The 14,334-nt window shown below is 27.7% G+C and carries 12 protein-coding genes; 4 read left to right on the forward strand and 8 right to left on the reverse strand.

Features of this window, described 5'->3' with window-relative positions:
- Window positions 1-31: 31 nt before the first annotated feature.
- Complete coding sequence (gene deoD, locus JNUCC81_RS13090) at window positions 32-739, reverse strand: purine-nucleoside phosphorylase (protein WP_454093887.1); 708 nt, start codon at window positions 737-739, stop codon at window positions 32-34.
- A gap of 20 nt (window positions 740-759) precedes the next feature.
- Entirely contained in the window at window positions 760-1,788 is a 1,029-nt protein-coding gene (locus JNUCC81_RS13095; RefSeq protein WP_454093888.1) for a BMP family lipoprotein, read from the reverse strand.
- Window positions 1,789-2,039: 251 nt separating this feature from the next.
- Here JNUCC81_RS13095 and JNUCC81_RS13100 point away from each other — a divergent pair, with 251 nt between their 5' ends.
- Window positions 2,040-3,404: an amidohydrolase gene (locus tag JNUCC81_RS13100; RefSeq protein ID WP_454093889.1), complete on the forward strand. Its 1,365-nt coding sequence runs from the start codon at window positions 2,040-2,042 to the stop codon at window positions 3,402-3,404.
- 32 nt (window positions 3,405-3,436) lie between these two features.
- Here JNUCC81_RS13100 and JNUCC81_RS13105 read toward each other — a convergent pair whose 3' ends face one another.
- From JNUCC81_RS13105 to recQ, 4 genes are all read right to left on the reverse strand, one after another.
- Window positions 3,437-3,898, reverse strand: coding sequence for a threonine/serine exporter family protein (locus JNUCC81_RS13105; RefSeq protein ID WP_454093890.1), 462 nt, complete (start codon window positions 3,896-3,898; stop codon window positions 3,437-3,439).
- Window position 3,899: 1 nt separating this feature from the next.
- A complete protein-coding gene (locus JNUCC81_RS13110; RefSeq protein WP_454093891.1) occupies window positions 3,900-4,661 on the reverse strand; it encodes a threonine/serine ThrE exporter family protein in 762 nt (253 codons plus the stop codon).
- Between the two features lie 151 nt (window positions 4,662-4,812).
- A complete protein-coding gene (locus JNUCC81_RS13115; RefSeq protein WP_454093892.1) occupies window positions 4,813-5,658 on the reverse strand; it encodes a DegV family protein in 846 nt (281 codons plus the stop codon).
- A gap of 176 nt (window positions 5,659-5,834) precedes the next feature.
- Window positions 5,835-8,288: a DNA helicase RecQ gene (gene recQ / locus JNUCC81_RS13120; protein ID WP_454093893.1), complete on the reverse strand. Its 2,454-nt coding sequence runs from the start codon at window positions 8,286-8,288 to the stop codon at window positions 5,835-5,837.
- Between the two features lie 130 nt (window positions 8,289-8,418).
- Between recQ and JNUCC81_RS13125 the strand changes: the two genes are divergently transcribed.
- A complete protein-coding gene (locus JNUCC81_RS13125) occupies window positions 8,419-8,847 on the forward strand; it encodes a hypothetical protein (protein WP_454093894.1) in 429 nt (142 codons plus the stop codon).
- A gap of 15 nt (window positions 8,848-8,862) precedes the next feature.
- On the opposite strand, the gene JNUCC81_RS13130 is transcribed toward JNUCC81_RS13125, so the two are convergent.
- Together JNUCC81_RS13130 and JNUCC81_RS13135 are read right to left on the reverse strand one after the other, a co-directional pair.
- Complete coding sequence (locus tag JNUCC81_RS13130; RefSeq protein ID WP_454096401.1) at window positions 8,863-10,260, reverse strand: alanine/glycine:cation symporter family protein; 1,398 nt, start codon at window positions 10,258-10,260, stop codon at window positions 8,863-8,865.
- 338 nt (window positions 10,261-10,598) lie between these two features.
- Window positions 10,599-12,020, reverse strand: a complete 1,422-nt coding sequence (locus JNUCC81_RS13135) for an alanine/glycine:cation symporter family protein (RefSeq protein ID WP_454093895.1) — start codon at window positions 12,018-12,020, stop codon at window positions 10,599-10,601.
- 488 nt (window positions 12,021-12,508) lie between these two features.
- On the opposite strand from JNUCC81_RS13135, the gene JNUCC81_RS13140 reads away from it, so the two are divergent.
- Both JNUCC81_RS13140 and JNUCC81_RS13145 read left to right on the forward strand, forming a co-directional pair.
- The gene (locus tag JNUCC81_RS13140) at window positions 12,509-13,729 is read left to right on the forward strand and encodes an ArsB/NhaD family transporter (RefSeq protein WP_454096402.1); all 1,221 of its coding nucleotides are present in this window, start codon (window positions 12,509-12,511) and stop codon (window positions 13,727-13,729) included.
- A gap of 42 nt (window positions 13,730-13,771) precedes the next feature.
- The gene (locus JNUCC81_RS13145) at window positions 13,772-14,227 is read left to right on the forward strand and encodes a hypothetical protein (protein ID WP_454093896.1); all 456 of its coding nucleotides are present in this window, start codon (window positions 13,772-13,774) and stop codon (window positions 14,225-14,227) included.
- The last annotated feature ends 107 nt before the right edge of the window (window positions 14,228-14,334 follow it).

The following is a 14,334-nucleotide window of genomic DNA, read 5'->3' on the forward strand; positions in this document are numbered from 1 at the left end:
AAAAAAAGAGAAGTTAAAAACTTCTCTTTTTTTATGCTAATTCTAAAGCTATTTCCATCATCTTAGTAAATGCTGTTTGCCTTTCCATTGTAGTTGTTGCTACTCCTTCAAATGGTAAATCTGATATTGTAAGCATGCAAAGTGCGTTTACACCAGCTCTTGCAGCATTCATATATAAAGCAGCTGCTTCCATTTCAACTGCTAATACATTCATTTTACTCCATACTTTAAGTGAATCTAAACCGCCATCACTATAAAAAACATCACTTGATAATATATTCCCAACTTTAGCATCTATACCTTTTTCTTTAGCTATATCATAAGCTTTTCTAGTTAATTCAAAACTAGCCACTGGAGCAAAAATTCCTGGTAAATTATATTGAGATGCATAATTTGAGTCTGTACACGCTCCACTACCTATTACTATATCCTGTATTTTTAAATCGCTATTTAAAGCTCCTGCCGAACCTATTCTTATAAGATTTTTTACTCCATAAAAATGTATAAGCTCATATGAGTAAATTCCCATCGATGGGCCACCCATACCTGTTCCTTGTACAGATATTTTTTTACCTTTATAATATCCTGTATATCCATACATACCTCTTACCGTATTATATTCAACAGCATCCTCTAAAAAATTTTCTGCTATAAATTTTGCCCTTAATGGATCTCCTGGAAGTAATATAGTTTCTGCTATATCTCCTGCATTTGCGTTATTGTGTGGTGTTAATCCCATTTTAAATCCCTCCTAGTTGTCTAATTACTAAATTTATCATATTGTTCTTGATTAACAGGAACAATGATTTCTCCATTTTGTACCTTTTTAGCTTGTTCATTTACAAAATTAATTATATCTTCACTAACATTTTTATTTGTGGTAGTTGCTATTCCAACAGCATCTTCTTTAAGTCCATAAACACTTACTTCTCCGCCTTTGAATTTACCATCTACTAAATCTTTAACTGTATTATATACAACCATATCAACTCTTTTAATAGCTGATGTTATAACATTATTTGGAGCTAATGAATTTTGGTCTTTATCTACCCCTATAGCCATTTTATTATTTTCTTTTGCAGCTTCTATTGATCCCGAACCTGTGTCACCCGCTGCTGTAAATACAACATCTACGTTATTGCTATGCATCTGGTTAGCTATAGCTTTTCCTTTAGAAGCATCTGTATATGTATCTGCATATTGTCTTAAAACTCTAGTATTATTTCCTGCTGCATCAACACCTGCTAAATATCCATATTCAAAACTTTCTATTATAGGATTTTTAGTTCCTCCTATAAACCCTACAGTTCCTGTTTCACTTTTTTTGGCAGCTACTATACCAACTAAATAAGCAGCCTCTTGAGCATTAAACATTATTGAATTTACATTTTCAGGTTGATCTTCATATGAATGGTCAATTATTGCAAACTTTTGATTTGGGTAATGTTTAGCAGCATCTTTTATAGCTTCATCCATTTGAAATCCTATGCCTATTACTAAATCAGCATCTTGTTCTACTGCAGTTTCAACGTTTGGAGCATAATCTGATTGTTGCTTTGATTCTATAACATTTACTTCTACACCTAATTCATCTTTTGCTTTTTTAAGACCTTCCCAAGCAGATTGATTAAATGATTGATCATTAATTCCCCCAACATCTGATACCATAGTCACTTTTATAGTATCTGATGTTTTTTTTTCCTTTTCTTTACTTAAACTACATCCTATTAACATTGAAGATGTTAAAGATAGAATAATTCCTAAATATAATAGCTGTCTAATTTTCATATGTCCCTCCAAATAATCTGTCTTTTTTTAATATTCTATACGCTTTTAACAAACATTTCAATATTTTTTTATATAAAAGTTCTTTTAAAGATTTACATTTCATTTTAAATTTATTTTAAAGTACGATTTATTTACCTTATTATAAATCCGAATTTTTAAACTTTTTAATTGAATAATGTTCACATTTATTATATAATATTTTAAAATAAAACAAATTTTTCAACTATATATTCTTAAAGGACTGGTAAATTATGACACAATTACTTATAAAAAATGCTTACTTAATAACAATGAATGATAAAAGAGAAGTTTATGAAAATGGTAATATTTTGATAGAAGATAATATAATAAAGGCTGTTGGTAAATTTGATGATAGTCTCGTAAATAAAGATGCAGAAATTTATGATGCTAATGGAAAAATACTTATGCCAGGACTTATAAATACACATGTTCATTTATCTCAGCAGTTAGGACGTGGTATAGCTGATGATGTAGATTTATTAACTTGGCTTAGAGATAGAGTATGGCCTTATGAAAGTAGCTTTGACTATAATGATTCATTAATCTCATCTACTGCTTGCTGCATAGAATTAATACGCTCTGGTGTAACAACATTCTTAGAATCAGGTGGACAATACGTAGATGCAATGGTTGACGCAGTTGATAAAACTGGTATAAGAGCATGCCTTGCAAAATCTGTTATGGATCAAGGTGAAGGATTGCCTAAAGCTTGGCAAAAAACTTGTGAAGAAGAATTAAATACTCAAATAGATTTATTTGAAAAATATAATAATACATCAAATGAAAGAGTAAAAATATGGTTTGCTCTTAGAACAATATTTAATAACTCTGATGAACTAATAATTAAAACTAAAGAATTAGCTGATAAATATCGTACTGGTATACACATGCATATAGCCGAAATAGCTGACGAAGTTGATTTCGCCAAAACTCGTAGAGGACTATCTACAGTAGAGCATTTAAATAGCTTAGGTGCTTTAGGTCCAAACTTATTAGCAGTTCATACAGTATGGTTAACTAATAAAGAAATAGATTTATTTAGATTAAATAATGTCAAAGTATCTCATAACCCTGCAGCCGCAATGAAAGTAGTATTAGGATTTGCTTCAATACCCGAAATGCTAGATAAGGGAATTACTGTATCTATAGGAACAGACGGTGCACCATCAAATAATAGAATGGATATGATGAGAGATATGTATTTGACATCACTTATACACAAAGGTAGAACATTAAATCCTACTGTAGTTAATGCAGAAAAAATACTTGAAATGGCTACAATAAATGGTGCTAAATGTGCCTTATTAGATAAAGAAATAGGTAGCCTTGAAGTTGGTAAAAAAGCTGATATGATAATATTAAATCCAAATACTATTCATTCTTTACCAATGCACAACCCAATTGGAAATATAGTTTATGCTATGAGTAGTGAAAATATCGAGTCGACTATTTGTGATGGTAAGTGGTTAATGAAAGAAAAAGAAATATTAGTTTTAGATGAATCTAAATTATTAGATAAAGTAAAAGAACAAGCTAAAAAAATCAGAGAAAAAGCAAATATAAAACTAAATTCTAACTTTACTATAATTAAATAATAAAAAACCTTATGTATATATACATAAGGTTTTTAACTTACTTTTTCTTTTCGTCTTCCTATTTTATTAATTATTCTATTTATTTTAATATTCCTGAAAATAGTAGATACAAATATAACTCCAAGTGCTAATGCTCCAGCTACAGCTAAAGTATTTATTCCATAATCCATCCCTTTTGTGTAGTTACCAATTATAAATTCATACATTGTATTGTATACACCATATCCTGGCACTAGTGGTATCAAGCAACATACAGTTAGTGTAGTTGCTGGAGTTTTATATACTCTAGCACATATTTCACAATATATACTAAAGCATATTGCTGATATAAAGCAAGATGATGACTCTCCCATTTGATAGCTTAAGCAAAGTTTATAAACAAGCCAACCTAAACCTCCACCTATACAAGCTACTACTAATCTTTTTCCTTTTATATTAAAAAGTACTCCAAAACTAAATGCCGCTAAAGATGCAGCTATTACTTCTATAATCATTTTATATCCCCCTCATTTTAAGATATAAATGTATAATCGTACCTGTTCCCACAGCTATTGAAATTCCTATTAAAAGAACTTCCGATGCTTTTGTCAGTCCTGAAACCAATTGTCCATCAATTATATCTCTTATAGAATTGGTAAGTGCTAATCCTGGCACTAAAATCATTATAGCTCCTGCAATTAATTTATCTATTTCTTTTATTATTCCAAAATCTAAAAGCACAACTGAGTAAATAGCTATAAGTGCACCACCTATACTATTTATGAAAAATTCATTTAATGAAGATTTTCCTAAACCTATTAATGATAATTTTAATATAATACCTATTATAAAAGATGCTATTATATCATTTGTACTTCCACCAAATATTAATGTAAATGATGAAGTAGCAATACCAGATACTATTAATTGTGTTTTTATATCATAAGGATCTTCTTTACTTAATTTCTCTAATTCTTTTTCACATTCATATATATTTAACCTTTCATTATATATCTTTCTAGATAATGAATTAATATTGTGTACTTTATTTAAATCAATTCCTCTTGATTTTATTCTTTTAACTATAGAATGTACTTTTCCATCTACTGATACCGAAACTATTACTGCTGTGGGACTAGCAAATACGTCTACTTCGTCTACATCAAATGACTGGCATATTCTTGATATAGTTTCTTCTACTCTGTATGTTTCTCCACCACTTTGTAGCATTAACTTACCTGCATTTGAAGAGAAATTTAATACTCTATTGATATCCATAAGTACCCCCTTTACTTACATTTATTTTGATAATTTTTTTGTCAGTTATATGTAAATACATTTTATTTTAAACCATAATTTCTTATCTGTAAAGTTGTAATTTGTTTGAATACTTACTAATAAAAAAAGATAGGCAAAATGCCTATCTTTTTTATTTATCACTACATGCAATTCCAACAACGGCTGGGCCTGTATGAGCACATATACTGCTACCTATATTTATAAAAATAAGTTCTCCTACTTTTAGTTCTTCAGATAATTTTTTCTTTAATAATTCTAAATCAGATTTATTATCTCCACATCCAATTATAACTCTTTTATTAGTTAAATCTTCACCATGATTTTCTTTTATAAGTTCTACCATCTTGCTTATTACCTGCTTTTTACCTCTTGATTGTGCTAATGGCTTAACTAATCCATCTTCTAAACATATTACAGGTTTTATATTTAACATATTACCTATTGTAGCTTTAGCTGACGATATTCTTCCCCCTTTTTGTAAATACTCTAATGTATCTACTGTGAACAACACTGATGTATTATTTCTAAGTGATTCTAATTTAGATATAATTTCTTCTATACTTTTTCCTTCTTTCACTAACTCTGCTGCCGTTAATACAATACATCCTAATCCTAATGATGCAGATAAGCTGTCAAAAGTATAAACATTACCTTCTATATCATTTTTAGCCATTACTCCACTTTGGTAAGTTCCCGATAAATTTGAAGACCCTCCTATGTATAAAACATCAATACTATCCTTTGTATACTTTTCAAAAGTAGTCTTAAAATTCATATATGTTACTTGAGATGTCTTAGGAAGACTTTCATTTTCTCTTAACATATTATAAAATTGATCTTTTGTTATATCTATTCCATCTATATATTCTTTTTCATTAAATATTACACTAAGTGGTACTACTTCTATGTCATACTTTTCTATTAATTCCTTAGGCAAATCAGTTAAGCTATCACATACTATTTTTATATTATTCATTAATTTCCTCCAAATTGCTATATACTAGGCTTACTATTTTATTATAAGTATTATTACTAGGTATTAAAATCTTACCATAATTCATACTCCATTACAATATTTTTTATATTCTAAATAACATATAATAAAGACTAGTAATCTAAATTAATAGTGCACTAGCCTTTATTTATAATAATTTATTTATCCATATATTTTTCAAGTATTACAGCCCTTATATTTTCATATTTTATATGTTCTGGAAGTTCTTTTTTTATAGCTCCTATTTTTTCTTCACCTAATTTATTACATACATCTAATATTAAATCCTTATCACTTTCATTATACAAAGATTTAGTGTCTATTTTAAATTTAATTTCTTTATTTTCTTTTATATAATCACAAACATAACCTAGTGCTGTAGATAAAGAAATCTCTATTTCCTCACATACATCTTTTATATCAATACCTTGATTTAATAAATCTAATGTAATTTCATCATTTTTTCTACTATCTCCATCTAAAATAAGCTTTAATCTTTTTTTATCTTCCCATTTAACTTCTATATTATTTTCATTTACATATTTTCTTACTATTTCTATTATATCTTTACCATACTTATTTATTTTTACTGGTCCAATACCACCTATGTCATTAAGTTGATCCTTTTCTAAAGGGTATCTACCACTTATTTCTTTTAATGAGTTATTAGGAAGTACCATGTAAGGTAGTATTCCTTCTACTTTAGACATATTTAATCTAAGTTCTTTTAGCTTATTATATAAATTAATATCTGTATTTACTTCAAAATATTCGCTATCTTTAAATACACTTTCTTTTTTATTTGACATAGCTGACTTGTCTATATTTTTTTCAATAACATATTCATTTATAGCATTTTCAAATAAAGGTCCATATCTTTCGTATTTAATTTCACCAACACCAGATACACTAAGCATTTCATCTTTGTTAGTTGCATAAATACTGGCCATATTTTTAAGAGTTGCATCTCCAAATACCATATAAGGTGCAATCTTTTCATTTTTAGCAATTTCACTTCTTAAAGTTATTAATCTTTCATATAACTCATTTTCCACATAAGTAGATTTAGTGACTTTATCTTCTTTAAATTCTACTTTTATTTCTTTTTTAATAACTTTCATAGATTGTTCGTTAAGTGCTATAGTAGGAAAACTTCCTCTATTCCCTGGGTTTTCAATTATATCTAAAAATCCATGAGATACTAATGTATTTATAAATGTCTTTAAATCATCACTAGAATAGTTTTTCATAATTCCATAAGTAGATAAAGTATTAAAGTTTAAATCCAATACTTTTTTATTCTTAGATCCTCTAAGAACATCTACTATCATATTTACACCGTATCCTCTTTTCATTCTTGCAATACATGATATAACCTTTTGAGCATCTAAAGTTTTATCTGTAATTTCTCCTTCATTTAAACAGTTACTACAATTGTTACAATCATTTTCTACATCTTCACCAAAGTATGATAATATATTTTTTCTATAACACATATTGCTATAAACCAAATCTACCATCTGCTGTAACTTTTTATACTGTACTAATTTTCTATTTGGATTTTCTATACCAACTTCTATTAAATATTTATGTGTATGAATATCCCCTGGAGCAAATAGTAACGTACATTCACTATCTTCTCCATCTCTTCCTGCTCTACCAATTTCTTGATAGTAATTTTCTATACTTTGTGGCATATTATAATGAACAACCCACCTAATATTTGGTTTATCTATACCCATTCCAAAAGCATTTGTTGCTACCATTATCTTAATATCATCATTTATAAAATCTTCTTGATTTTTCTTTCTTATTTCACTAGATAATCCTGCATGATATTTTGATACTGATACATCCCTCTTTAACAATCCTTCATAAATACTTTCTACTTCTTTTCTCGTAGCTGCATATATTATTCCAGATTCATTTTTATGATTTTCTATATAATTAAGAAGATATCTATTTTTAGATGATGATTTTACTATATTTATAGATAAATTTTCTCTATCAAATCCTGTTATATAAATATCTGGTTCATTAAGTTCTAATATGCTTAATATATCTTCTCTAACTTCGTCTGATGCAGTTGCTGTAAATGCAGTTATTATAGGTCTATTCTCTAAATTTTTTATAAAATATGGAATTCTCTTATAGCTTGATCTAAAATCATGACCCCATTGAGATACGCAGTGTGCTTCATCTATTGCAACTTGAGAAATATTTTTTAATCTCATTATCTCAATAAAATCAATACTATCTAATCTTTCTGGTGCTACATATATTATTTTATATTTATCATCTTTAATATTATCAAGTATTTCATTATATTCACTAGTTGATAAAGAACTATTTATAAAGTCTGCTTCTATCCCCATAGTCTTTAATGCATCTACTTGATCCTTCATAAGAGATATTAAAGGTGATATTACTATTGTAAGCCCATTTAAACAAAGCGCAGGTAACTGATAACAAATAGATTTTCCTCCACCAGTTGGCATAATAGCTAATACATCTTTATTATTTATTATTGAATTTATTATACTTTCTTGTCCTCTTCTAAAGCTTGTATATCCATAATATTTAGATAGTATATCTAAAGGTTTTATACTCATTAATTTTCTCCTAACTTTTTATTAATAAATGTTTTGAATTAATTAAACTTACTTAATATATTTAAACTCATTAATTTAATATTTTATCATAAATATTATAATAACATAAAAAATTTTGGAGGGATTATATATGAACAAAAAAGAAATAACACCTTTAACACCAGATAAATATAATCTTATAAAAAAATATAATTTAATCCTTGATGATAATCTTACCTGGGTATGTAGGCACGATAAATATCATACTATCAAGTATTTTTCACATAAATTTGCTACTAAACATTCTACCTTAGCTCTTTTATTTTATATACACAGATTATGCTACGGTAAAATAAAGTACTTTGAAGCAAATTTTGATAAATACGAACCTTACAAATATAATTTTATAAACGGATTTTGTAAATGCCCTATATACGATATGGAGTTTATATTTCATAAACCAAGTAATATAATGATAGATATTAGAAATTTAAAAGAAATCCATAATATGGATGAATTTAAAAGTTTTTATTCCTATCTAGAAAGCTTTGAAAAAACAAAAATACCTCAACCAAATTAGTTGAGGTATTTTTATTTATAATGTTTGTTTCGGATTATCATTCCAACACTCTGTATTTTTAAGACCTTTTATACTTGATGCCTTAAATACTGGATTTTTTATTCCAGCTTTTTTTTGATTAGTATAATCATTCAAGGCCATAAATGCAAATTTCCCAAGTAATGCTATTGCTATTAAATTTATTATTGCCATAAGTCCCATAAATACATCTGCTAAATTCCAAACTATATCTACATGAGTTAGTGAACCAAATATAACCATGCACACAACACCAATTCTAAATATATTTAAAATAGATTTATTTTCACTCATAAATTCTATATTTGATTCACCATAATAATAGTTACCTATTATAGAACTAAATGCAAATAAGAATATGCATATTGCTATAAATGTTCCTCCAATAGGACCTATATGTGCAGTAAGTGCTGCTTGAGTTAACTCTATACCACTAAGACCACTCGCTTGATACTCTGGGTATAAAAGTATTATAAATGCAGTACAACTACATATAACTATCGTATCTGTAAATACACCTAAAGTTTGTATTAAACCTTGTTTAACTGGGTGAGATACATCTGCCGTTGCTGCTGCATTTGGCGCACTACCCATACCAGCTTCATTAGAGAATAATCCTCTTTTTATTCCAGTTAACATCATACCGCCTATGGCACCCATAGACATACTTCTAAAATCAAGTGCACTTACAAATATCATTTTAAATACACCTGGTAATTCACCTATATTTGTTACTACTATAAATAGTGCAACTAATATATATAATCCTGCAAGTATTGGTACTATAATTTCAGAAACCTTTGCTATTCTTTGAACTCCACCAAATATTACAAGTGCAGTTAAAATAGCAAGAATTATACCCATTACTAGTTTATCCACTTTAAAAGCATTACTAAATGCAAGTGAAACTGTATTTGCTTGAACTGCATTAAATACAAATCCAAAACAAATTGTTATTAATATAGAGAATGTTATTCCCATCCATTTTTTGTTTAATCCCTTTTCCATATAGTAAGCTGGTCCACCTCTAAATGCATTACCATCTTTGACTTTAAATATCTGAGCTAATGTACTTTCTACAAAACTTGATGCTGAACCTATTAAAGCTATAAGCCACATCCAAAATATCGCTCCTGGTCCTCCCGCTACTACTGCAAGTGCTATACCTGCTATATTACCTGTTCCAACTCTTGAAGCTGTACTTATACAAAATGCTTGAAAAGAAGATACTTTTCCTTCTTTTCTAGCCTCTCTAGAACTCCCCTCTCCTAAAAGCCTAAACATCTCTTTAAAATACCTAAACTGAACAAATCTTGTTTTTACTGTAAAGTAAATTCCAAGAAATATTAAAGTAGCTATTAATATATAAGTCCATATAAAATCATTCATACTCATAACTAATTTATTTAAAACTTCCACTTGAATTCCTCCTTATTTTTTAAATAATTAGAAAATAAATACATAATGAATAATCTATTTTTAATTATTCACTATACTTTTATAGTAGTCTACTTTTATCCTCATATCAATATAATTTTGCATACTATTTATTTAAAATTGCAATTTTTATACTTTTCATTTCAAAATAATTTTCTTTTAAATAATTGTTATATTTTGATTTTTTTATAAAATTACTTTATCTATTATTTCCGAATTTTTTAAGTATTATTATGATTTATATTAAAAATAAAAAATACCCCAACTAAATTAGTTGAGGTATCTCTTATCTTTATCTATGCTGTTTTTTCCGATTTTTCTTGCCAGCATTCTATATTTTCAAGACCTTTTATATTTGATGCAGTAAATATTGGATCTTTTATTCCAGCTTTCTTTTGATTTGTATAATCATTTAAAGCCATAAATGCAAATTTCCCAAGTAATGCTATTGCTATTAAATTAATTATCGCCATTAATCCCATAAATACGTCTGCTAAGTTCCAAACTATATCTACTTGAGTTAATGATCCAAATAAAACCATAACTACAACACCAGCTCTAAATATATTTAAAATAGATTTATTTTTACTCATAAATTCTATATTTGATTGACCATAATAGTAGTTTCCTACTATAGAACTAAATGCAAATAAGAATATACATACCGCTATAAATGTTCCACCAATAGGACCTATATGTGCAGTAAGTGCTGCTTGAGTTAACTCTATACCACTAAGACCACTTGCTTGATACTCTGGGTATAAAAGTATTATAAATGCAGTACAACTACATATAACTATCGTATCTGTAAATACCCCTAAAGTTTGTATTAAACCTTGTTTAACTGGGTGAGATACATCTGCTGTTGCCGCTGCATTTGGTGCACTACCCATACCAGCTTCATTAGAGAATAATCCTCTTTTTATTCCAGTTAACATCATACCACCCATAGTACCCATAGATACACTTCTAAAATCAAGCGCACTTGTAAATATAATTTTAAATACACCTGGTAATTGACCTATATTTGTTGCTACTATAAATAATGCGACTAATATATATAATCCTGCAAGTATTGGTACTATAATTTCAGAAACCTTTGCTATTCTTTGAACTCCACCAAATATTACAAGTGCAGTTAAGATTGCAAGAACTATTCCCATTACTAACTTATTTGCTCCAAAGGCATTACTAAATGCAAGTGAAACTGTATTTGCTTGAACTGCATTAAATACAAATCCAAAACAAATTGTTATTAATATAGAGAATGTTATTCCCATCCATTTTTTATTTAATCCCTTTTCCATGTAGTAAGCTGGTCCACCTCTAAATGCGTTACCATCTTTAACTTTAAATATCTGAGCTAATGTACTTTCTACAAAGCTTGATGCTGAACCTATTAAAGCTATAAGCCACATCCAAAATATCGCTCCTGGTCCTCCCGCTACTACTGCAAGTGCTATACCTGCTATATTACCTGTTCCAACTCTTGAAGCTGTACTTATACAAAATGCTTGGAAAGAAGATACTTTACCTTCTTTTTTAGCTTCTTTAGAACTTCCATCTCCTAAAAGTCTAAACATCTCTTTAAAATACCTAAACTGAACAAAGTTTGTCTTCACTGTAAAGTAAATCCCAAGCACTATTAGTGCAGCTATTAGTATATATGTCCATATAAAATCGTTAACGCTAAGAACTAATTTATTTAATATTTCCATTTAAATTCCTCCTTCAAAAATATTTATTTATTAAATTTAAAATATTTAATTTTTAAAACTGCTTGATTAATGCATAATTTATTTTATAAAATTCATTCTAGACTCATTATACAGTATTTTTTGCCTTTTTTCAATATCGAAATTGCATAATTAATTTTCAACATTGCAAATTTCCTATTTTTACCCATGGAAAACATTTCCCTAATCATATATTTATATATATTTATTATTACTTCAATTAAATTTAATACTTTTTTTATCATTTTGAGCCTATTTAATAATTTTTACGAACTTTTTTCTAAATAATAAAATTTTATTTTGTACTTTTTTAGAATATTTTATGTTTTTATAAAGTATAAAGTATGTATACTTTAATTGAAATTGATTTAGAAAAGTACTAACATTTAGATATTAGGTAGAATTATTGCAGGGAGGCGATTATAGTGATAACTGAACAAATAATAGCTATAACCATTTTCTTATTAGTTATGATGGCTATTATATCCGAAAAAGTAAATCGATGTGTAGCAGCTTTAAGTGGTGCATTATTAATGATATTATTCAATATAATTCCTATGGAAGTTGGATTAAGCCATGTTGATTTTAATACAATAGGTGTCTTAATCGGTATGATGCTTTTTGTTGCTGTAGTTAAAAATTCAGGTTTATTTGAGTACATAGCAATATTTACAGCCAAAAAATCAAAAGGTGATCCTTGGAAGATAATGATTAGCTTTATTATAATAACAGCCTTATTATCCGCAGTATTAGATAATGTAACAACTGTTTTATTAATTGGGCCTATGACAATTGTTATCACCAGTATCTTAGGACTTAATCCTATTCCTTTTTTAATTACTCAAATTATTGCATCTAATATAGGTGGAACTGCAACACTTATAGGTGATCCACCAAATATTATGATTGGTAGTGCTGCTAATCTTAGCTTTACAGACTTTTTAGTTAACTTAGGTCCTGTAGTTGTGGTTTTACTTATTGTGATAATTTTTTGTTTCAAATTTATTTTTAAGAAAAAACTTATTGTTGATGAGGCTCAAAAAGAGAATATTTTAAATCTTGACGAAAATAAAGCCATTAAAGATAAGTCTTTACTTATAAAAAGTATTATTGTTATGTTATTTATTCTTTTAGGTTTTTCTCTTCATAGTATAATCCATATTGATTCTAGCATTGTAGCTTTAACTGGAGCAACAGTTATGCTTTTTATTGGTAAACAGGATATAGATGAGATTTTAGCAAGTATTGAGTGGTCTACAATATTATTTTTCACAGGTTTATTCGTAATAGTCGGAGGACTACAAGAAGTTGGTATAATTAATAAACTAGCTACAGTGCTAATAGGAGCTACTGAAGGTCATCTTGTACTTACTATGTTAATCGTTTTATGGGTTTCTGCTATTGTATCATCTTTCTTAGATAACATACCATTTGTAGCAACTCTTATTCCTCTTATATTGACAATGCAAACTCAAGGAGTAGATGTAATGCCTTTATGGTGGGCTGCATCTCTTGGTGCTTGCCTTGGAGGTAACGGAACTTTAATTGGAGCCTCTGCAAATATAGTTTTAGCTAGCGTTGGTCAAAAACATGGTCATCCAATAACTTTTAAAGAATATTTTAAAGTAGGTTTTCCTATTATGATTTTATCTATTATTATTTCTACAGTTTATTTACTAATTATATTTTAGATAAAACTTATTTTATAAATTATAAAAAGGAGATATATTTAAATGAATGTAAATACTGCCCAAGGTGATGCAATTGAGACCTTACTACGACAAATAGGTGCTTCACAAGTAACAAAAGTAAGAGGACTTTTATACTTTATAAAGTTTAAATTAAATGAAGATTTAGAAATATCTTATGTTTATAATATTAACGCTAAAAATCAATATTTTTTACAAAGAATTAAACCTTATCCTATTCCTCAGGGAATTTTTACTGACGAGTACGAAATAGTTTCTTTTATAAAGAAAGATTTAAATAAATTTACTAAAGCTATGAATAGTAGCAACTTTAATTTATTTTTAAGTGTGACTAAAAAGCTAAATCTAGCTTCTTATAATATGGAAAACTTATTTTTGAATTATAATGTTAATTCAGATGATTTTGAAAGATTAAATAAAGAATTAAATGATATATTAAATGAAATAGAGTTTGCAAAAACTAATTCAAAAGATCTATAGTAAATAAAAATAACTATTGCTTTAAACTACAAGTGATAGTTATTTTTTATTTTTATAGTTGATAAAGATTTTCATATTCATTTATGTTATAATAAAAGATATATTTT

The sequence above is a fragment of the Faecalimicrobium sp. JNUCC 81 genome (assembly GCF_053667625.1).

What these genes read in the sequence shown, in the direction of transcription:
- JNUCC81_RS13100 (WP_454093889.1), top strand. Translation starts at nt 2,040, where the DNA reads ATGACACAATTACTTATAAAAAATGCTTACTTAATAACAATGAATGAT.
- JNUCC81_RS13115 (WP_454093892.1), bottom strand. Translation starts at nt 5,658, where the DNA reads ATGAATAATATAAAAATAGTATGTGATAGCTTAACTGATTTGCCTAAG.
- JNUCC81_RS13145 (WP_454093896.1), top strand. Translation starts at nt 13,772, where the DNA reads ATGAATGTAAATACTGCCCAAGGTGATGCAATTGAGACCTTACTACGA.
- JNUCC81_RS13110 (WP_454093891.1), bottom strand. Translation starts at nt 4,661, where the DNA reads ATGGATATCAATAGAGTATTAAATTTCTCTTCAAATGCAGGTAAGTTA.
- JNUCC81_RS13105 (WP_454093890.1), bottom strand. Translation starts at nt 3,898, where the DNA reads ATGATTATAGAAGTAATAGCTGCATCTTTAGCGGCATTTAGTTTTGGA.
- JNUCC81_RS13125 (WP_454093894.1), top strand. Translation starts at nt 8,419, where the DNA reads ATGAACAAAAAAGAAATAACACCTTTAACACCAGATAAATATAATCTT.
- JNUCC81_RS13130 (WP_454096401.1), bottom strand. Translation starts at nt 10,260, where the DNA reads ATGAGTATGAATGATTTTATATGGACTTATATATTAATAGCTACTTTA.
- deoD (WP_454093887.1), bottom strand. Translation starts at nt 739, where the DNA reads ATGGGATTAACACCACACAATAACGCAAATGCAGGAGATATAGCAGAA.
- JNUCC81_RS13140 (WP_454096402.1), top strand. Translation starts at nt 12,509, where the DNA reads ATGATGGCTATTATATCCGAAAAAGTAAATCGATGTGTAGCAGCTTTA.
- JNUCC81_RS13095 (WP_454093888.1), bottom strand. Translation starts at nt 1,788, where the DNA reads ATGAAAATTAGACAGCTATTATATTTAGGAATTATTCTATCTTTAACA.
- JNUCC81_RS13135 (WP_454093895.1), bottom strand. Translation starts at nt 12,020, where the DNA reads ATGGAAATATTAAATAAATTAGTTCTTAGCGTTAACGATTTTATATGG.
- recQ (WP_454093893.1), bottom strand. Translation starts at nt 8,288, where the DNA reads ATGAGTATAAAACCTTTAGATATACTATCTAAATATTATGGATATACA.